Source organism: Clostridioides sp. ZZV14-6345 (assembly GCF_020657775.1).
In the GTDB taxonomy this organism is placed as follows: Bacteria; Bacillota; Clostridia; order Peptostreptococcales; family Peptostreptococcaceae; genus Clostridioides; species Clostridioides difficile_D.
The window spans coordinates 1-21,015 of the sequence record NZ_JAGWCX010000070.1; the positions used below are offsets into that span (position 1 = coordinate 1).

14 protein-coding genes and 2 pseudogenes are annotated in these 21,015 nt (G+C 27.3%); 7 read left to right on the top strand and 9 right to left on the bottom strand.

Annotation, left to right across the window (positions count from 1 at the left end):
* Positions 1-149: 149 nt before the first annotated feature.
* The 5 genes from KGF39_RS15970 to KGF39_RS15990 all read right to left on the bottom strand — a co-directional run bounded on the left by KGF39_RS15970 (position 150) and on the right by KGF39_RS15990 (position 4,543).
* Positions 150-1,091 (bottom strand): hypothetical protein, encoded by a 942-nt coding sequence (locus KGF39_RS15970; RefSeq protein WP_227823051.1) that lies wholly within the window; start codon positions 1,089-1,091, stop codon positions 150-152.
* Between the two features lie 86 nt (positions 1,092-1,177).
* Positions 1,178-1,870, bottom strand: a complete 693-nt coding sequence (locus KGF39_RS15975) for a metallophosphoesterase (protein WP_107594587.1) — start codon at positions 1,868-1,870, stop codon at positions 1,178-1,180.
* Between the two features lie 108 nt (positions 1,871-1,978).
* Positions 1,979-2,791, bottom strand: coding sequence for a GTP pyrophosphokinase family protein (locus KGF39_RS15980; RefSeq protein ID WP_054272352.1), 813 nt, complete (start codon positions 2,789-2,791; stop codon positions 1,979-1,981).
* Positions 2,792-2,841: 50 nt separating this feature from the next.
* A complete protein-coding gene (locus tag KGF39_RS15985; protein WP_054272351.1) occupies positions 2,842-3,753 on the bottom strand; it encodes an MBL fold metallo-hydrolase in 912 nt (303 codons plus the stop codon).
* A 40-nt stretch (positions 3,754-3,793) separates the two neighbouring features.
* Positions 3,794-4,543: a YkgJ family cysteine cluster protein gene (locus tag KGF39_RS15990; RefSeq protein WP_227823052.1), complete on the bottom strand. Its 750-nt coding sequence runs from the start codon at positions 4,541-4,543 to the stop codon at positions 3,794-3,796.
* An 88-nt stretch (positions 4,544-4,631) separates the two neighbouring features.
* On the opposite strand from KGF39_RS15990, the gene KGF39_RS15995 reads away from it, so the two are divergent.
* The 3 genes from KGF39_RS15995 to KGF39_RS16005 all read left to right on the top strand — a co-directional run bounded on the left by KGF39_RS15995 (position 4,632) and on the right by KGF39_RS16005 (position 10,618).
* Positions 4,632-4,883, top strand: a complete 252-nt coding sequence (locus tag KGF39_RS15995) for a hypothetical protein (protein WP_003417301.1) — start codon at positions 4,632-4,634, stop codon at positions 4,881-4,883.
* Between the two features lie 233 nt (positions 4,884-5,116).
* Positions 5,117-5,536 (top strand): hypothetical protein, encoded by a 420-nt coding sequence (locus tag KGF39_RS16000; protein ID WP_054272349.1) that lies wholly within the window; start codon positions 5,117-5,119, stop codon positions 5,534-5,536.
* Positions 5,537-5,560: 24 nt separating this feature from the next.
* The gene (locus KGF39_RS16005; RefSeq protein WP_227823053.1) at positions 5,561-10,618 is read left to right on the top strand and encodes a DUF4132 domain-containing protein; all 5,058 of its coding nucleotides are present in this window, start codon (positions 5,561-5,563) and stop codon (positions 10,616-10,618) included.
* A 183-nt stretch (positions 10,619-10,801) separates the two neighbouring features.
* Here the strand turns inward: KGF39_RS16005 and KGF39_RS16010 are convergent, their stop codons facing one another.
* Positions 10,802-11,539: a LytR/AlgR family response regulator transcription factor gene (locus tag KGF39_RS16010; protein ID WP_227823054.1), complete on the bottom strand. Its 738-nt coding sequence runs from the start codon at positions 11,537-11,539 to the stop codon at positions 10,802-10,804.
* Positions 11,540-11,557: 18 nt separating this feature from the next.
* The gene (locus KGF39_RS16015) at positions 11,558-12,493 is read right to left on the bottom strand and encodes a GHKL domain-containing protein (RefSeq protein WP_227823055.1); all 936 of its coding nucleotides are present in this window, start codon (positions 12,491-12,493) and stop codon (positions 11,558-11,560) included.
* Between the two features lie 213 nt (positions 12,494-12,706).
* Between KGF39_RS16015 and KGF39_RS16020 the strand changes: the two genes are divergently transcribed.
* Genes KGF39_RS16020 through KGF39_RS16030 form a run of 3 tightly spaced genes read left to right on the top strand, consistent with a single transcriptional unit; the run spans position 12,707 to position 16,343 of the window.
* Entirely contained in the window at positions 12,707-15,292 is a 2,586-nt protein-coding gene (locus tag KGF39_RS16020; RefSeq protein ID WP_227823056.1) for an FtsX-like permease family protein, read from the top strand.
* 11 nt (positions 15,293-15,303) lie between these two features.
* Positions 15,304-15,975, top strand: coding sequence for an ABC transporter ATP-binding protein (locus KGF39_RS16025; protein WP_227823057.1), 672 nt, complete (start codon positions 15,304-15,306; stop codon positions 15,973-15,975).
* Positions 15,976-16,001: 26 nt separating this feature from the next.
* Complete coding sequence (locus tag KGF39_RS16030) at positions 16,002-16,343, top strand: hypothetical protein (protein WP_054272344.1); 342 nt, start codon at positions 16,002-16,004, stop codon at positions 16,341-16,343.
* A 360-nt stretch (positions 16,344-16,703) separates the two neighbouring features.
* On the opposite strand, the pseudogene KGF39_RS16035 reads toward KGF39_RS16030, so the two are convergent.
* Positions 16,704-17,659, bottom strand: a pseudogene (locus KGF39_RS16035) (iron-containing alcohol dehydrogenase); the annotation flags it as partial.
* 910 nt (positions 17,660-18,569) lie between these two features.
* Between KGF39_RS16035 and KGF39_RS16040 the strand changes: the two are divergent.
* The gene (locus KGF39_RS16040) at positions 18,570-20,168 is read left to right on the top strand and encodes a putative manganese-dependent inorganic diphosphatase (RefSeq protein ID WP_227823058.1); all 1,599 of its coding nucleotides are present in this window, start codon (positions 18,570-18,572) and stop codon (positions 20,166-20,168) included.
* A gap of 232 nt (positions 20,169-20,400) precedes the next feature.
* Here the strand turns inward: KGF39_RS16040 and KGF39_RS16045 are convergent.
* A pseudogene (locus KGF39_RS16045) lies at positions 20,401-21,015 on the bottom strand (collagen-like protein); the annotation flags it as partial.

Genomic DNA, 21,015 nt, shown 5'->3' on the forward strand with positions numbered 1-21,015 from the left:
GCTACTAACTCATGACTAAAGTCACAAGTGTGCGTAGCTATTTTTTAATCAAGGTTCCTTTGAGTAATCCCCATAAAAAACATATTTAGCTTTCCTATACTCTGCTTATTCATCGTAATCTCCCTTTTAACTTATATCCTTAAATCTTATTAATTGATATTATTTGTTTCTGCATTATTTATCTCTTCTTTTAAATCATTCAATCTATTTTTAAAGCTTTCTATCTGCTTGTCTGATAAATCAAGATATGCAGTTATCTTCCCTATATATTTAGGGCTTTTAGTATTTATTAATTTTAAAGCACTTTCCATAGATTTTTCTCTAAGCTCATAAGCTTTCTTTACATCATCTCTAGCGTTACTCAATGTTTCTGTATATTCTTCCTTAGAAAGTTCTGGAATTTGCATGTTTTTATACTCTTTTACAACTTCCTTACACTTATCTCTAGCATTTGTAACATCTTTTTTTATACTAGATAACTTAGTTATGTTTTTTGCTAGATCTTTAGTGTAAGGTATACATTCTCTCATTGGAACTAAAGCTACTCTTTCTATATTATAAATTTCTTTCTTAAAAATTCCTATACTTTCTATATCTATTTTTTTTATATCTTCACTATTGTTTTCTTTACTTGTATAATTGCTCTTTTCTTTTGTAATACTTTCTTGTTTTTCTGATTCGCCATTTACCGAAGCATTACTATTAGAATAATTATTTTCTTTTACATCATTACTTTCTTCTTTATCACTGTCTTTACTTTGTGTATGTTTATCTTGTTTACTATTTAAGTCTTTATTATTTGATAACTCTTCATTGTTTTTCTTATTCTGTTTTAAATCAGTACTTTCTTTTTCTTTAAAGTTTGATACATACTTTTCATCATATGTCTCATCAGAAATATAATTGTGATAATACATAGATTCTTTTATTTTATTAAGCCCACTCATGTAAATATTACTTATCATTATTGTTGTAGCTAATACTACATAAATACTACTGTAGATACAAGACCTCTTAAAATTCTTGTAATTTCTGAATATCACTACTAAAGGAATAAGATATAAAAATATAAAAACTAATATCCACCTCATAAGTCGTGTCTCCTTTCTCAAAACCGAAATCCCTCAAATATTTATTTTTAATCATGTATCTTATAGTATTTACCAATTTATGTTTTTTAATCGTGAACTTTTATTAAATTAAATTCTGTATAGTCACAAGATGCTAATGTATATTCAACTCCATTTCGAATCCCCTTCAATCCCATTTTAAAAGATTCTTTACCATGCAAGTGACCATAAATCACCTTTTCAACATTATATTCTTCAAATAACTTTGTAAATAAAGATTCTTCTAATTTATCATTTGTAGGAGGATAATGAGTAATCACAATTATTTTTGAGTGACCATTTTTACGAGCAGATTCTAATGATAATCTCAATCTATGTTCTTCTCTTTTATAAACTTTTTCATCAGTCTCATCAAATTTAACATCATTAGGACATATCCATCCCCTACCTCCACAAATTGCATAATCTTTATATTCATAAAAATTCGTCTGAATAAAACGCATACTTTCATACAGCTTATTTAAACTTGTAACTGTTGTCCACCAATAATCATGATTTCCTTTTATAAGTATTTTCTGACCTGGAAGTTTACTTATTATATCTAAGTCTTTTTTAGCTTCTAATAAATTAATTCCCCAAGATGTATCTCCTAGCACTAATACCATATCTTCTTCCTTAACAACTTCTTTCCAATTATCTATAATCTTCTTTTCATGACCATCCCAATTGTTTCCAAAGATATTCATTGGCTTATTGACTGATGTTGAAAAATGTAAATCACCTATAGCATATAAACTCATAATATCATTCCTTTCTTGATTACACTAAATAGGCTGTCCCTTTTTAGAAATTATTTTCCATTAAGAGGCAGCCTCATTAATATTTAGTAAATTTTCTACAAGTAGTTTTTACTGAACTACTTTATCATCTACCTTAGTATCCTTATATTGCTCTAATAATATATCTATTTCTTGTTTTAATTCCAAAATTTCAGTTATATTTTTATCTGTTTCAGTTCTATCAAGTTTTCTTTGATACTGCATAGCTTTATGTGTATCACCCAAGTCATATAATTCTTGTATTCTATTTAGAGTATCTCTAATCGCTATAGACTTCATTTGGTACATAGCCTGAGCTTTCATTATGTCCTCTCTTATTTCACTCATTTCTTGGTCTAAAAGAAACGCAGCATCAGATGCTCTTCTAAGTCTTTCAGCAAGAGTCTCAGGTATGTAATGGTCATATTTATATTTTAATGAATGTTCTATTGTAGCCCAGAAATTCATTGCAAGAGTTCTTATTTGTATTTCACATATAATTTCCTTTGAACCCGCAATGGAGTTTATAGGATATTTTATTATAACATGATAGCTTCTATAACCACTATCTTTGTAATTTGTAATATAATCTTTTTCTCCTATTATAGTCATATCATTTCTTACTTTTATCAAATCAACTATAGCATATATATCCTCAACAAACTGGCACATTATTCTTATACCAGCAATATCATCAATTTCAGTTTCTATATCTTTTGCATTTAACCTTTTTAATTTAGATATTATGGAAGATATTTTTTTTGTTCTACCTGTAACAAACTCTATGGGAGAATATTCGCCTTTTGCTAAATACTCTTTTCTTATATTTTTAAATTTTATTTTCAATTCCTCTACTGCATGTTCATAAGGTGCTAGTATTTCATTCCATTTTTCGTATTCCATATTGCTCACCCTTTATTTGTTTTTTATGACCTTCTTTATTCTATCATAATTTATTTTGTTTTTGTATAGTAAAGCAATTCTCCATTTTCCAATATATACCCTATTTCTTCTAAATCAACTAAGTAACTTATAACAGATACTAACGAAGATTTAAAAAAATGATACTCTTTATAATTATTGCTTAAATTATTGTTATTTATAATGTTTTTTAATAAAATTTCTAAAGATTTTGGTTCTTTAAGTAACGTTCTTATTTGATATAAATATTTTTCTAAGGCAATCAAATGTTTTTCGATTAATTTATAAGAATCTTCTTTTGATATAACTTGCTTCCCATGCCCTAAAACTAAGTACTCAAAATCTATATTTTTTAATTTTTCTAATGAATTTATTTGCTCCTGTATATCATATAGAAACAAAAAATCATATTTTGAGAGAATTTCATCTCCTATCAATAAGTCTCCAACAAAAATCACCTTATCTTTTGTCAAAACAGCTATACTACCAGGTGTATGACCTTGAAATTCAATTATATCAAACATTTCATTGTTTAATTCAAGCTTCCCTACTTCTATAGATTTATCTATTTTTATATCATCCAACATTTTATTTTTTAAGATATTATCCATAAATACATTACTCTTTCCCCCAACAATATACTTTGAAAATAATTCTGGATTTTCTATATATAATTTATCGTATTCAGATGACATTATACACACGTCTTTATAATAATCTTTAAATTGATTACATGCTCCATAGTGGTCATCATGACCATGAGTATTTATAATATATCTAACTTGTATTTTATTTTCATCTAATACTTTAGTTACTCTTCTAGGCCTTGAACCACATAATCCTGGGTCTATCATAAGAGCTGTGTTATCTTCAAATACATATATTCCTGTATTCGTGCCACCTTTTATAAAAAAGGTATTTCCTTTTACTTTTGTAAGATTCACCTTATTCACCTCATTTTGACAATATTTATGATACAATTTATTACTTATTAATATAAGACTCTACAAGAATAATTCTTTTTATTCTATCAATAGTTCTTTTTCTTATTTTGTCTTCTTTAGATATCCTTATTTTTACATTATATGCTAAATCTCTATAAAGTAATGACTCTATAAAATATTCAACTATACCTCTATCCCTAAAATCTATGTCTATGTTTCCACTAGAATAAATCTTTGAGTCTAATGTCATAAGCTTATCAGAAAAACTTAATCTCTCAGATTTACTTAAATAATCTCTATTTGGAACAAATCTATCACAATAATCTATTCTATAGTTTACTACTTCATCATTTATTTCAAATCCATATTGTTCTTTCATTAATTCTTTATAGTCATTATTCTTCTTAGTAACGTTATCTAGATTTTTATTATAGTCTTCTTTTTTCCAATGACCAAACATCCTACAATTTAATGGTCTAACTTCATATATTAAACATCTGTTGTTATTATCTTTAAATGGACACGAGTTCTTTCTTGCATACTCTTCAAAATAGTAATCTAATACTTTGCTTATACAACTTTTTTTTAATTCAACTCTCTCTTCAAGATAACAAAATATATTCAAAAACTCAATTAAATTTATACCTACTGATTCCATACAACAATTTCCACATCCAGAACAACTTCCTGTTGGTAAGGACTCATATATATAATTTAGTTTGCCAAAGAGCTTATTTTTAATGGAATAATCTATACAATTTAAAATATCTTTATTTTTTATACTAGTCATTATTACTACTCCTTGTTATAATTATTAAGTTAATACAAACAATTATTATAACATATTTTTTAAATCTAATCGCATATGGAGGTATTTTATGAATAGATATACAAAAATAATTAACATGATGGGAAGTTATTACACAAAAGACTTCGAGAAGGAAAAAAAGAATGTAATAAAAGTTAGAGAAGTTAAAGAAGATACTGTTAGAAAATTTTTCTTACAAGGTGACTGTGAAGTTCTTGTAGTATTTGAAGATACTGGGAAAGAAATCCTTATTGATGACTTTTCTCCTGAAGAAGACATCAAGAAATATTTAGGAGCAAAATTCATAAATAAAAAAAGATAGTTATCAAAAGTAATTCTAAAATTAAAATTTAATAAATAGATAGTTATAATTTTATATAATCCTAGTTAAAAGTTATCTTTTATTGCTTTTTTAGACTTTAAGATAGCTTTTTTTCTATTTTTTGTAAAATAATCTCATATTTCACATTAATAATTCACAAAATGATATAATATAACAAATAGGTAAATTTTTAAATTCCTAAGTACATAATTAATGTTTTACGAGGTGATTTTATGCAAATTTATTTTAGAGTTAAAGCTGTTGGCAAACGCAAACCTATGCTAGAACTTACCCCCTTTGATGTATCTGATAACATCAATTGCCTAAAAGAGGCTATCTCTGAAATTGTATCTAAAAATGTTCTTGAATATAATGAGAAAATTCCAGAAAAATCAATAGTAAACTTCTTAACTAGTGAAGAAATTGAATCTCAAGCTGATATTGGAAAAGTTGGGTTTGGCTCTATTTACAATGAAAACAAACAATCCACAGAAAAAGCAATAGAAGTAGCATTACAAGCATTTGAAGATGGAATTTATAAAGTACTTATAAATGAAGATATTATTGAAAAACTTGATTCCCCTATAAATTTGAAAAGTGGAGATATCTTTACTTTTATAAGACTTACTTTACTTGCTGGAAGAATGTTTTAAAATAAATAATTTGGAGGTACATAAATGTTGGAACGTACTAGAGTAGAAAAAAACCCTAAAATAATTGAAAATTTTAAAAATAATTTTACTAAATCTTCTTCAAAAAAATACTATGACTTAGCAAAATCTCTTTGGGACTGCATAGAAAATAGTTCATATTATTATAGAGAACCTGAAGACAAATTCTTAAATATAATAAATAAATACTACAATTGCTATTACTATGAGATTAAAAATATAGATGAACTCCTTTCTGGTCCTTTAAAAAATGCATTAGAATTAATATTTACTTCTGAACAAGTAGAAGAACTTTGCCAGTTGATTAAAAGAAAGATGGATTATACATATTCAGGAGGGTATTATCGTAAAGGGTATCGCTCAAATAAACTTGTGGATTATTTTAGTGGAATAATCAGATTTATTTCAAACTATATTGATTTGATTTATTATGATTTTTCAGTTATAGATTATCTTACTCTTCCAAATAAGGTCTTATACTATGACTCTATAATGAGTGATAAAATAGCACTGGAAATAGACAAAGGAAATCAAGAAGTAATAAGTGCATTGGAAGAAGTAATATTTGGAGAAAATCAAACTGCCCTACTTACAAGACAAATGATAATTGGCATTATGAAAAGTCATAGTGAAAAATGCTATGAAATACTTTCTAAACTTCTTTTAGCAGCTAAACAACAAGAAGGGCTTAGACAGCAAATTGTAGAGAGTTTAGATGAAGGTACAGTCCCTGCATCAATATACCTGTTAAAAACTATCTTGGATAATAATTTAGAGAGATTTAGTTCTGTTATAAGAGCCTTGGACACATGGACAGGACTTGGCTTTTCAGACCAAAAACCTGGAATAATACGTAAGTGCTTAGAACTTTCATATAAATCATTGACTGATGAAAAATTCCGTATAGAATCAATTAATAGCAATGATAACCTTGAAATTTACTTTGCCTTATGGTCTACTGCAACTTATAACATCTATGACTCTTACCCTCTTATTAAAAATTTACTTTCTTGTCAGGAAAAATATAAAAAACTTGTAGCTCTTTACTTTTTATCGCATACAGAAAGCACATATTTTAAACATTCTATAGCATCTAAAAACATTAAGGGCGATGATTTAGAGATACTAGCATGGGTAATTAGAAATTTCTATGTAGAAAGTTCTGTTGGCTACTACTATAATTGGCAAAACAGAGAAACCATTTTTGACTTGTCAAACACTCCAATTGACAAAGACTTTTATGCTAGAAAAGAACAATTTGAAAGTCTAAAACATGCTTTAGAAATTTTAAACTCAAAGACTAAATCCTTTTTAGGAAGTGTATTTCCATGGACTTGGATTGAAATTTCTTCTCATGAGATACTTAAGTGTATGATGACTCTAACAGCATACGATATGAATACCCAATTTATAGATGTTCTCATGGAAAATTGTCATCTTATGAGTTCAGACTTAAGAGCTTCACTTATAGTTAATTTTATAAATGAACCAAAAACGGATAGACAACGTGATTTCTTATTGGAATGTTTAAGTGATAAGAGTGTTTACAACAGAGAAACTGTATTGAGTCTACTTAGAAAACTTGAGCTAACAAATATAGAGCTAGACAAAATAACCAATCTGCTTTCTTTAAAGACAAGCTCTATTAGACAAACAGTGATAAAAATTTTACTTGAACAAAATGATTCAAAACTAGAGAATATTGCTTCTTCACTGATAAAATCTTCAAACTCGCAAAAATGCCTTGGAGGTCTTGAAATTGTAAACTTATTGAAAGACAATGCTGATAGACAAGAACTATATAGTAAGCTTATTTTACTAGTAGAAGATATTGATAAATCTAAAAAGAATATATCTCAAGTTCAAATACTAATTGATAATTTATTAGGTAAAGCAAAAAATGATTATTGTAAAGAAAATGGTTTTGGAATATATAGCCCTGAAAATAAGGTTCAAATTCCTGAACAGTTTGGTTTTAAAGAAGATTCATCTAGTTCATCAAAACTTAATAAAATTATTTCCAACATAAGTTTATCTTCAAGTGAAGATTCTATTTCTATATCAACAAAAAGAGAAGCAAAAAAAATACTTGATACAGATATAGATAAAGTAATAAAAGTTTATGAAAAATTTGATGAACTTATTACTGAAAATGCAGATTATGAATATGAAGTTGAAAGATGGTCAGGTAATGTAGAAAAAGTACTTTTAGGTTACTCTACTTATAATTTGACTCCTATTAAATATAAGGCTTCTAATGATACTCTAGATAATTATCCATTATCAGAACTTTGGAGAGAAACTAGTAAAAAACTTGACTTAGACTACAAATTAATACTTGATATTTTATTTTATAGTATAAGTATATGTGGATATAATGAAACAGAAAAAAGTTGGTTTTCATCTATCTATTCAAATGTCCTTGACTCTAAAAAACAAAAGAAAATATATACAAAACTTGAAAAATTGAAATTTAATGGACTTACAAGAAGACTTTTAAGAGTCTTACTAAATGAGTTTGACCATAAAGAGATATTTGACTATTGTTTAGATATATACTACAAGCTTAGAAACTTATTGACTATAGAACAATGTAAAAAACAAAGAGTTGAATTTACTAAGAACTACTACAGACAAAATGAATACTGCCCTGCTTTAGATGCTCCTATTTTAAATTATTGGCTTGATAAAACACATTCATTTATTTATGATGATATTTCTTTTACTAAGTTTTTCTATACTACATTTTCAAATTATCAGTTATTAGAATATAAATTCCCTTTTTATACTGGCATAAATGTATTTGCTCGTGCACATGAATTAGGATTAATGACTGAAGAACAAGTTAATAGAGAAATGATAAGTGGATACAATGCAGTAAATATAATAAGAACGTTAACAAATCCTAGATGGGCTGGTGACACATTAGAAAAGTATCCTTGGCTTAAAGATAACTTAAAAACTGTTACAAACAAAATTATAGAAATTGAATCACGTAGAGGTGATATGCCAACAGAGGTGTCTCATCTAGCTAATAATATACAATACTTTGAAGGTATAAATTATTTTGTAAATATCTTAGTTGCTCTTGGTAAAGAAACTTTCCAGAGAGGATATTCATATGGTAGTAATTATTCAAAAAAAGATGTTTTAAGTTCTCTGCTTAAAAATTGCTATCCTACTAAAGAGGACGACTCAAAAGAGTTAAAAAAGTTACTTAAAAATACTGACATTACTGAACTTAGATTAATAGAAGCTGCTATGTATGCCCCTCAATGGGTCAACATAATTGAAAAATATTTAAACTGGAAAGGTCTAAAAAGTACAATTTGGTACTTCCATGCACATATAAATGAGGGATTCTCTGCACAAAAAGAATCAGAAGTTGCTCTATTCTCCCCTATTTCACCACGTAGTTTCATTGATGGTGCATTTGATGTAGATTGGTTTTTAGATTCGTATAAGACTATTGGGGAAGAAAGATTCAATATACTTTACAAATCAGCTAAATATATAACTAGTGGTGGTAACTCTCATAGACGTGCACAACTTTACGCTGATGCTACACTTGGTAAACTTGATAAAGACATGTTAATGAAAGAAATTGAAACAAATAGAAATCAAGATAAATTAAGAAGTTTCTCTTTACTTCCTATGAAAAAAGGAGACCTAAAAGAAGCAACCTTCCGTTATGAATTTATTCAAAAGTTTGCTAAAGAAAGCAAGCAATTTGGTGCACAACGTCGTGAAAGTGAATCAAAAGCTTGTACTATAGCGCTAGAAAATCTAGCTAGAAGTGCTGGATTTGGAGATGTAAATCGTATGATGTGGGCTCTTGAGACTGAAAAACTAAATGAAGTTGCTCATCTATTTAAACCAAAAGATATTGATGGAACTTCAATCTGGATAGATGTTGATGAAAATGGAAAAGCATCCACTAAAGTTCAAAAAGGCGATAAAACTTTAAAGAGTATACCAAAAGCTATTGCTAAACATCCATATGTACTTGAACTTAAATCTGTTCAAAAAGATTTAAAGAGTCAGTATTCTCGTGCAAAACAGAGTTTAGAGCAAGCTATGAAAAATGAAATAGTATTTACAGTTAAAGAAATCTCCAATATCTATAAAAATCCAGTTATCTGCCCTTTGATTAAAAATCTAGTATGGGTATGTGATGATAATATTGGATATGTTTATAATGATAAGTCTAAGTTCTTTATTTGCAATATAGAAGGTGAAACTTATAAATTAACAGCAAAAAATAAATTAAAACTTGCACATCCAGTTCATTTGTTTGAGTCTGGTAAATGGAGTGAATTCCAACATGACTTATTTAGTAAGCAAATTGTTCAACCATTTAAGCAAGTGTTCCGTGAATATTATAGAATAAATGCTGACGAATTATCTGAAAAAACTATATCTCGTAGATACGCTGGTCACCAAATCCAGCCAAAGAAAACTGTAGCACTTCTTAGAAATCAACTTTGGACTGTCGATTACGAAGAAGGATTACAGAAAGTGTTTTATAAAGAAAATATAGTAGCAAAAATGTTTGCACTTGCAGATTGGTTTTCACCAGCAGACATTGAGCCTCCTACTATTGAAACATTAGAATTTTTTGATAGAAAAACTTATAAAAGCTTAGAATTAACTTCTATACCTCCAATTATATTCTCAGAAGTTATGCGTGATATAGACCTTGTTGTAAGTGTCGCTCATGCTGGTGGTGTTGACCCTGAAACGAGTCACTCTACTGTAGAAATGCGTATAGCAATTGCTAAAGAACTTTTATTATTGTTAAAGATTAAGAATGTCAACTTTGAAGGCTCTCATGCTCTTATCGCAGGTAATTTAGGTGAGTATTCTGTACATATGGGTTCTGGTATTGTACATAAAAAAGGAATGGGTGCTTTAAATATACTTCCTGTACATTCTCAAAGTAGAGGTAAGATATTCCTTCCATTCGCTGATGAAGACCCTAAAACTGCTGAGATTATGTCTAAGATATTATTGCTTTCTGAAGATAATAAGATTAAAGACCCTAGTATCTTAAGTAATTTATAAATATAAAACTACATCTAGAATATATTGGACTTTCTAATTTTTTAAAGAAAGTCCAATATATCCTACACTATAATTTATATAGATTAAATCATAATTACAAATAATTTTTATATAAACTTCTCTTATACATTATCTTTACAGTACTTATTATATTACACAAAAAGAATTTTTCTTCTCTTTTCACTAGAATCTTTTAACCCTATAAAATCTATATAGAAAATCTTTTTCTAGAGATTTGTTTAATATAGCATTTTCTTGAAAATTTATAAACCTTATCTCTAATGAAGATTTATTTATAGGTATAACCTTATGTATAAACCTTAAATTTACTATGTATTGTCTATGAGTCATAAAGAAATTAGGAGGTAGGCGTTTTTTTAAATCATCAAAATTCTCATAAAACTTTATTATATCTTCATCTTTAGTGTATAGATTAATTGCTCTTGAATTTTTCTCAAACATAACTATATCATCAAAATTAATCATATGTATCTGCTTCCTTATTTTATATACAAAAAGAGTGTCTTCTATAAAATTATTATTAGCAATTTTATGGGAGTTGATATGGTCTATTGCTATATTAATTGAATCAAGTATTTTTTCTTTTTTAAATGGTTTAACTACAAAGTCTATAGGATGCACTTTAAAGCTTTTAAGACTATAATCAGCAAAACCTGTCACAAATATTATATGTATATCCTTATCTATAGAAAGAATTTCTTTGGCAGAATCAATCCCATTTTTATATGGCATATCAATGTCAATAATCAATAAATCTATTTTCTCGTTTTTTATAAATTCAATTGCCTCTATACCATCCTTAACTTTTTTAACATAATCTACATATCCAGATTCTTTAACTATATTTGCTATATCATCTCTTACAATTTTATCATCATCACAAATCAAAACTTTTATCACAGACTTTTCTCCTCTTAACTAATAATATTTTGGGATTAAGATTACAAATTCAGTTAAAAAATCATCACTATTTACAAATATACTATAATCATACTTATCTAATATGTTTTTAACTAGATGTAGCCCATACCCCCTATCTTGCCCCTCTTTAGTACTAAAGCCATCCCAAAAGATACTTTCAACATTATGTATTTTAGGACCATTATTTTTTATAACTATAATATACTGAAATTCATCTTCATATGCATGTAATCTTATATATTTCTTTTCCTTTTTTATAGCAGACAAAGACTCTATTGCATTGTCTATTATGTTTAATAGTACTGAACTCATATCATTAGGTTCAATCTCTAAATTATCCATAAAATCTTGAATATAGACATCAAAAGATATATCCTTTTCAATACATTCCTCGTATTTTAATGAAACTATAGCATCTAGATAAGATACTTTTCCATACCTTGAATTTTTTGATTTAAAACTATTTGATATATTCATTATATATTCTTTGGCGTCTTCATCTAGCCCAGTATTTAATAGAGAGTATACTACTTGCAAATGTTTCAAATAGTCATGTTTTTGACTTCTTAATTTGATGATTATATTGTCCTTATGATTTATTTTACTGTCTAGTCTTTGTAGCTTGGATTCTTGCTCATTGTTATTATTTATCAATATTATAACTTTAAATCCTGTATAACAACTTAAAATAATTAAAATTAAAAAAAGTACAATATTTAATACTCCTTCAAGTAAAAAATTATATCCTAAACTTAATTGTATATACTTAGTACCCTCCATGAATAAAATCAATGCAAAACACGATATAAAAAATGTTAATATGCCTCTTTTTAATATGTCTAATTCTTTGTAAAACTTGTACTTATTCATTATAAGATTGCTAAATATAAACAAAGTTAGTATTACTATAGGAAATACAAAATTGTTCTCCATGATTCCCCTCCCCTCTATATGAGAATTATATCATGTTAAAAAATTTATGTAAAAAGTTTATGTAAAAAGTTAAAATTTACATATAGATTAATTAAAATTGTAAAAACACAATTAAATTTGTACAATTAACTACTTAAAATTTGAAAATACTTACTTTGCTATATATTTTAGATAAATATATAATTGATTTAGTTAAGAAAGGAAGTGGTAAATATGAAAGATAATCTGAAAATAGTATTAAGGTACATAAAAAGTTATAAAGCTAGGTCTTTAGCGATTGCTGTGAGTATAATTCTTGCTGTAACACTCATTGTTGGTATTGGTACACTCTCAAGAAGTGCTCAGCAAGCAGAAGTAGATAAATTGAAGAGAGATCTTGGAGCTGACCATGTATATTTTAAAGATATAAATAAAAATCAGTTAAAACTCATAAAATCTAGCAAAGAGATTAAAAATTTAGGTATAACATCTCACTATGGTTTTACAGATGTTAATGAAAAATTACCTATAAACATAGAATATGTGAATAAAAATTATTTGACTAGTCATTCTAAGCTTATAAAAGGTCACTTTCCAAAAGATAACAATGAGGTGGTAGTGGAAAAATGGGTTTTAAATAGTATGGGTTTAAAACCAGAAATAAATCAAGACCTTACTCTTAAATTATTCAAAAAAGAAAAACCAGAGACGTTTAAAGTTGTAGGAATACTTGAAGATAGAGCTATTCAGAAAAAAGAGGGTATGTGTGAAATTTTTTTGAATATCAATGAGTCAAAATTGAATAACTTTTCTTATGTTTATGTTGAATTTAATGAGGGCAGTGATATAAATACAAACATAAATAATATAGTAAAAAATACTATGTTGGATAAGAATAGTGTTGGAAAAAATAAAATGCTTATAGAGTCTACTATGGAAAATGGTACTTTAGATGACTCAAGTAAATATACTGCAATTGCTATGAGTCTATTTTCTGGTATTGTAATATATAGTATCTATGTTATATCAATATACCAAAGAGTACAGGAATATGGTATCTTAAGAGCCATTGGAGCCACTAACTTTAGGATTTTTAAACTTATGTTTTATGAACTTTTCATACTTGCTTTGATAGCAATACCTGCAGGTATATGTATAGGTATTGGTGGTGCACAAATATTTAATAGGACTGCAGGAAATATTCAATTTGAAGGAGACATAAGGGTAACACCTTTTGTTATTTCAGATAAAATAATCTTTCTATCAATTGGATGTATAATACTGACAATACTAATTATAAGTTTCTTTACGTATTTAAAGATAAGAAGAATTTCTCCTATCGATGCTATAAGAAAAACTTTTGGAACTGATAAAAATATAAACAAAGTTAATTCTTTAATATCAAAATTAACTTTAAATATATCAGTAACAAAATCTATATCTGCTAAAAATATACTTAGAAATAAAAAGGGATTCATCATAATTATATTATCCATGAGTATAGGAGGTATAATGGTCATAAAGGAAAATTATAAATATTCTTTTTCAGATATACAAAACAAAGATGGTCAAGAAAAAACATATATGAATGCGGATTTTATTCTATCAAATCTTACTTTCAAATTAGGTGAAGCTTATAAGGTTAATTCTATCTTTGATATAAATGGTCTTAATGATAATCAGATAGACAAAATAAAAAATATAGACGGAATTGATAAAGTCAAAACTGCTAGCATCTTGAATACAAAAATAGAATTAGATAAAATAAATAGATTAGATTACTACGACATTATAGGTTCAACACCTTATTTTAAGGAGTTTCCTCTATTGACCAAAAATAAGACTACTGACAAATATACGCTAGAGCAAAGGTTAAGAGGTTATAATGATGAGATGATAAATTCATTAGAGAAATACTTAGTGAGTGGAAGTATAAACTTAGAAAAAATGAAAAAGGAAAACCTGGCTATAGTATATGTCCCACAAATTTCTAAAACAAATAAATACAGCAAGAGTTATACACCTGGTGTAGGAACACCCGTTGTAGATATGAAAGTAGGAGATACTATAAAAGTTAAATATCCAAAAGGTGAAATAGATACAGATCTTTATATGAGACAAAAAGATAATTATGAATATCTAGAACATGAATTTAAAGTTGGAGCTGTTGTGAGCTATCCTTTTGCAGATAATAATTCATACTCTGGAGATAATGGTATAGATGTAATAACGAGTAGCGAATATCTAAAAAAATTAACTGGTGTAGATAAATATAACGTAGTTTATATAGATCTTAAAGAAAATGCAAACATAAAAAAAATAAATACACTTTTAGGTAAAATAGGAAGTGAAGTTCCTGGAACTACAACAGTGAATATGTCAGTGGAAAAAGAAAACTCTGATAAAATGACAGCTAGATCTATGATTTATGCTTATGGCATAGTAGCAGTTATGTTCATAATTAGTGTATTTAATATAATAAATAACATAAGTTATAACTTAACTTCAAGAACTAGCGAATTTGGAATGCTAAGGGCTATTGGTATCTCTGATAAAGGATTTAAGAATATGATACTCTATGAGGGAATATTATATGGAGCACTTTCAAGTGTAATTACCATTGTAACAGGTCTTATAATACAGTTTAGAATGTATTACACGTATTATTTTGTATCATATGGATTAGGATTTTCAATAGATTACAAAATATATATCCTAGTTATTTTAGCAAATATAATTGTTGGTATTCTAGCTACATATATTCCATTAAGGAAAATAAATAAAATTGGTATAGTTGAAGCTATAAACATCACAGAATAGGAGGGGTAATTATGCCTATATTGGAAACTATTAACTTAGGTAAGATTTATGGAAAAAAGGAAACATCTGTACATGCACTAAAGGATGCAAATTTAAAAATAAATAAGGGTGAATTTGTTGCGATAATTGGTCCAAGTGGAAGTGGAAAAAGTACATTTCTACATTTAGTAGGTGGTCTTGAGAGACCAAGTAATGGTACTATAAAAGTTGCTGGTAAAGATATATGTTGTCTTTCAGATAAAGAACTAGCAAGATATAGAAGACAAAAGGTAGGATTTGTCTTTCAACAGTATAACTTAATTCCTGTATTAAATGTAAAGGAAAATATAGAATTACCACTAAAGTTAGACAATAAAAAAATAGATAAAGAATATATTGATGACCTTATAAATTTATTGGGTCTTAATGAAAGGAAAAATCATCTTCCCAATCAATTATCTGGTGGTCAACAACAAAGAGTTGCTATTGCACGTGCTTTATCTGCAAAGCCAAGTATAATCCTAGCAGATGAACCAACAGGAAATTTGGATAGTAAAACTACAGAAGAAGTCATGGATTTACTAAAAAGTTCTATAAAAAAATATAACCAAACACTTATAATAATAACACATAATGAAAGTATTGCTAGAAAAGCAGATAGAATTATATCTATAATAGATGGAGAGCTTAAATTAACACTCTAAAACTATTTATAGAAAAGAGGATTTAAATGTTATTGATTTTAAGTAATTTAAATTTAAACTTGGACTTTGATTACAGAATAATAAGAGAAGAAAATGATGATGTAGATATATTTATAGATATTAATTATCGTAGCCTAGATATAGATACTGATGGTTCTAACTTATTTAATTCTAGAATACAATTTCCATTTGTAAGAGCATTGATTCTAAGGTTAAATAAGAACAATCAATGTATGACAATTCATTTACTAAGAGACATAGATTTATTCTCTGCTTTTGCTAACTTTGAAGTAGATTATACTGACTCTATAATAAACATAAAAAATCAAAATGAGAAAGTTATTCTAAATAAATCTATCAAAAAATAGTAAGGGGGCCTTAATAGGCCCCAGTTCTTTTTCTTTTCTAAACCTATTATATCATGATAAATAAATTAGTCAATAGAATTTTCTGAATATTTTCATAATTTTTTCATAAAGTTTTTTATATATTATGCTTTGAAATTATATGTAATAAAAAAATTTTCTGACTAATTTTAAAGCTAATTGATTAAATTCACATATTCAAAATTAATATGCTTTTCCTGACTTTTTATCATTTCCATTTAGGATTTAAGTTATAATCTATTATTAATAACTATTTATATACATCTCTAATAAAACTCTATTTATATATAAATCTAATAATTTATATACAAATCTAATAGAACCTATATTCTACAATGAATATTATTTACCATAATAAATTTTTAGATATATCTCTTTTAATTCACTCATCAATGGGTATCTAGGATTAGCACCTGTACATTGGTCATCAAAAGCTTGTTCAACCATAGCATCCAATCTTTCTAAGAATTTAGATTCTTCTACCCCAGCCTCTTTTATAGTCTTAGGAAGACCCACTTTTGCCTTTAGTTCATCTATTGCTTTTATAAGGTTATCTACTTTTTCTTGGTCTGTATTTCCCTTAATTCCTGCAAAAGAAACAAATTCAGCATATCTTTGTATACAATCAGGATATCTGTATTGTGAGAATGCACCCATCTTATTTGGAGCTTCTGCACAATTGAATTTGATTACTTCATTTATTAATAACGCATTTGCAACACCGTGTCGAACATGGTGGAATACACCCAATTTATGTGCTAAAGAGTGACATATTCCTAAGAAGGCATTTGCAAAAGACATTCCCGCCATAGTTGATGCCATTGCCATTTTTTCTCTTGCTTCTTTATCATTCTTTCCATTTTTATATGCACGAGGTAGATATTCAAATATTATTTTACCTGCTTGTAGTACTAAACCATCAGCTGGTTCAGTTCTTAACATAGATACATATGCTTCTAGTGCATGTGTTAAGGCATCAACACCTGATGATGCTGTTAGTCTTGGGGCATCTCCATCATCATATCAGCATCAATTATAGCCATATTTGGCATTAATTCATAATCTGCTAGTGGATATTTTACCCCTGAATCTTGGTCAGCTATAACTGCAAATGGAGTTACTTCTGAACCAGTTCCTGCTGAAGTTGGGATAGCAGCAAAGTATGCTTTTTCACCCATCTTAGGGAATACATATACTCTTTTTCTTATATCCATAAGTCTCATAGCTAAATCTTGGAAATCTACTTCTGGATGCTCATACATTACCCACATTATCTTACCAGCATCCATTGCACTACCTATAGCTATCTACTATCTTTTCTTTTTTCTCCATACTAAAAACCTCCCTAAAATAATTAGGCATCTCCCATTTTTATAAATTTTAAATGCATCCTCTATATTTTTAACTTATACTTAAAATAATTTTATAGATTTCGTCTCTATACTTTAGATTTTATTTACTTTACTCTCTTAGGTCAAGAAATTTTTTCTGAATATTTTGTCAATTTATTTTTTAACAAATATATTATTTTTTTTACCTTTACTAAAATTTTTTATCTAAATGAGATGTATTTCATTTAAATAATTTACTTTGACTAGATAAAATACTAAAATGATAATTTATATCTTTCATTTTTTCACTTATTAAATTTTATATGTTATTTGCATGTTATTTGTACAAGTAGTGTATAAAATTTTTGTCGTATTTTTATAAAATGACACTTATTTTTGACTTGTGTGCAATTTTTCTTTTTATAACAACTGTATGGTTTTAAAAAATATACAAACTAAAATTATTCTAATTTCTATAAGTTATTTTTAAATTAATATACAATAATTATGCTTTTCATATATGTAAATAATTTTTATATTAAGTTCGTTAAATTTTTAATTATAATATATATACAAAATTTTTTACAGCATAAAATATTTATAAATTTTTAGTTTATTAACGTATTAATTAATTTTTTCGCAGGTATATTTAATCAATTTATTTCAAATAAAAATAAATTTGATTGGATATTTAATTGGGTAAAAATATATATAATAATGATTTTTATATTAAATTTGTAGTATTTATGTAAGAAATAAATTTTATATAATATTTTTTCACTAAATTTTTTTCTTTTTACAACAAATACTCACTACCTTTTGATATAATATTTTTATCAATTATTATTTATATTCAAGTTTTGAAAGGAGTATTAAAATGAGTTTATTAGTTTTCGGACATAAAAATCCAGATACAGATTCAATATGTTCTGCAATTTCATTAGCACATTTAAAAAACAAACTAGGAATAAAAGCAACAGCTTATGCTTTAGGAGATATCAGAAAAGAAGCTAAATATGCCTTAGATTACTTTAAGGTAGATGCACCTGAAATTTTAGATAATGTTAGAATACAAGTTAGAGATTTAAATTATGATAAAGTAGTACCTTTGACTCCAACTTCATCTATATTAGAAGCTTATAATCTTATGGATGAAAAAAATGTTAAAACGCTACCTGTAACTTATGATGATGGAACTTTTGCTGGTATCATTACTATGAAAGAAATAGCTAAAAACCTACTTCATCAACACTTTACAACTATACACACATCACTATCAAATATTTGTAAAAATCTTAATGGTACTATACTTGTAGATTGTGGTGAAAATGTAAAAGGTAGAGTAGTTACTTTATCATTTGGAATGGAAACTCTAATAGAGACTTTAAAAGAAGGAGACATAGCTATTGTTGGTGATAGATATGATAGTATTGAATATGCTATTGATACAAAAGTTAAACTTTTAATACTTACTAATCATACAGAGATTTCAAAAGATTTGCTAGCTCTTGCTAAAATGAATGGAGTGTCTGTTGTTTCTGTTGAAAGTGATAACTATAAAACTTCTAATGTAATAAATCAATGTAGTTTCTTAGACTCTATAGAAGCCACAGAAAATCTAATTACATTCAAAGAAGATGACTACATGGATGAAATAAAAGAGATTATGCTAGAGACTAACTTCAGATCTTATCCTATATTAGATGATGATAATAAGTTCTTAGGGTTGGTTTCAAAAGGTCATCTATTAAATCCATCTAAAAAGAATGTCGTTTTAGTTGACCATAATGAATATGCTCAAAGTGCTGATGGAATTGAACAAGCAAATATAGTTGAAATAGTTGACCATCATAAACTTGGTGGTATTTCTACTGACGTTCCTATGTCATTTAGAGTTATGCCTGTTGGATGCAACAGTACTATAATTTATCAAATTTACAAAGAAAATAATGTTGAAATACCTTATGAAATAGCTGGTCTTCTTTTATCTGCTATATTATCAGATACATTATTATTTAAATCTCCAACAACAACTGACATGGATAAAAAAGCTTGTGAAGAATTAAATAAAATAGCAAAAGTAGACATGGAAAAATATGCTATGGACATGTTTAAATGTGGTACTTCTCTAGATGAATATACTATAGAAGAAATAGTAAATATGGATTTTAAAGAGTTTAATATGAGTGGACACAGAGTTGGTATTGGACAAGTGTTTACTTTAGACATAGACTCTATATTTGCTAAAAAAGATGAGTTTTTATCTTATATAAATTCAACTGATTATGATAAATTAGTTCTTGCAGTTACAGATATAATCAAAGAAGGTTCTTATTTAATCTATAAGGCAGAAGATAGATTAATTGCTAATGCATTTGGTGTTGAAGGTGTTCAAGGTACATTTGCACCAGGTGTTGTATCAAGAAAAAAACAATTAGTGCCTAATTTAACTACTGCAATCAAAAACTTTAAATAATATAAAATCTTTAAACAAAAAAACTGTTTCAAATCTATATTTGAGACAGTTTTTTTATTATACATATATTGATATTAAAGCTAAATAAAAATCCATAATGCTAAAAGTTTTGTGAATATATCCTATTATTATTGTTCTTTTTATTCTAAAACAAGTAAAATTCAATACATAAAAAATACTTCTGTTATTCAGATAAAATCTAAATAGTTTTTAAGATTATTTTAGATATATTTTAAGTCATAATAGTATCAGCTATTCTAAATATTGTCAAAGTAGCCGCAGTTCCTGCTGTTTGCCCATTTCGTATTCCTACTGTTGTAGATGAAAAATTATTTATAGTGAAGGTAGTTCCACCAAATAAAAAACCAGCGAAATATCCAGAAATTACTCCTCCACCTCCTGGCTCAGTAGTAAGACCTGCTAAGTCTTTCCCTCCTAAAATTGGAAATAGCATAGAGAAAGAATATTGATTTGTGCTTGATGAGCCTGGTTCCAATGCTACTGAAACTGATATATAATATACACCATTTTCCTGTACTGTAAATGTACCATTTGCATCTACTGTTATACTTGAACTATTTCCTATTGTTGGTTGCCAACCTGTTATAGCTTCTCCATTATCTAGTATTTGTGCAGATGGTGCATTTACAAGAAAGTTAGCAACTGGCTGAGAGGAATTTCCTGTTGGACCCGTTGCCCCTGTTACTCCCGTTGCTCCTATCTCTCCTGTTGGACCCGTTGCTCCCGTTGGTCCTATTTCTCCTGTTGCTCCTGTTGCTCCCGTTGCTCCTATTTCTCCTGTTGCTCCTGTTACTCCCGTTGGTCCTATCTCTCCTGTTGCTCCTGT

What these genes read in the sequence shown, in the direction of transcription:
- KGF39_RS15970 (WP_227823051.1), bottom strand. Translation starts at nt 1,091, where the DNA reads ATGAGGTGGATATTAGTTTTTATATTTTTATATCTTATTCCTTTAGTA.
- KGF39_RS15975 (WP_107594587.1), bottom strand. Translation starts at nt 1,870, where the DNA reads ATGAGTTTATATGCTATAGGTGATTTACATTTTTCAACATCAGTCAAT.
- KGF39_RS15980 (WP_054272352.1), bottom strand. Translation starts at nt 2,791, where the DNA reads ATGGAATACGAAAAATGGAATGAAATACTAGCACCTTATGAACATGCA.
- KGF39_RS15990 (WP_227823052.1), bottom strand. Translation starts at nt 4,543, where the DNA reads ATGACTAGTATAAAAAATAAAGATATTTTAAATTGTATAGATTATTCC.
- KGF39_RS15995 (WP_003417301.1), top strand. Translation starts at nt 4,632, where the DNA reads ATGAATAGATATACAAAAATAATTAACATGATGGGAAGTTATTACACA.
- KGF39_RS16000 (WP_054272349.1), top strand. Translation starts at nt 5,117, where the DNA reads ATGCAAATTTATTTTAGAGTTAAAGCTGTTGGCAAACGCAAACCTATG.
- KGF39_RS16005 (WP_227823053.1), top strand. Translation starts at nt 5,561, where the DNA reads ATGTTGGAACGTACTAGAGTAGAAAAAAACCCTAAAATAATTGAAAAT.
- KGF39_RS16015 (WP_227823055.1), bottom strand. Translation starts at nt 12,493, where the DNA reads ATGGAGAACAATTTTGTATTTCCTATAGTAATACTAACTTTGTTTATA.
- KGF39_RS16020 (WP_227823056.1), top strand. Translation starts at nt 12,707, where the DNA reads ATGAAAGATAATCTGAAAATAGTATTAAGGTACATAAAAAGTTATAAA.
- KGF39_RS16025 (WP_227823057.1), top strand. Translation starts at nt 15,304, where the DNA reads ATGCCTATATTGGAAACTATTAACTTAGGTAAGATTTATGGAAAAAAG.
- KGF39_RS16030 (WP_054272344.1), top strand. Translation starts at nt 16,002, where the DNA reads ATGTTATTGATTTTAAGTAATTTAAATTTAAACTTGGACTTTGATTAC.
- KGF39_RS16040 (WP_227823058.1), top strand. Translation starts at nt 18,570, where the DNA reads ATGAGTTTATTAGTTTTCGGACATAAAAATCCAGATACAGATTCAATA.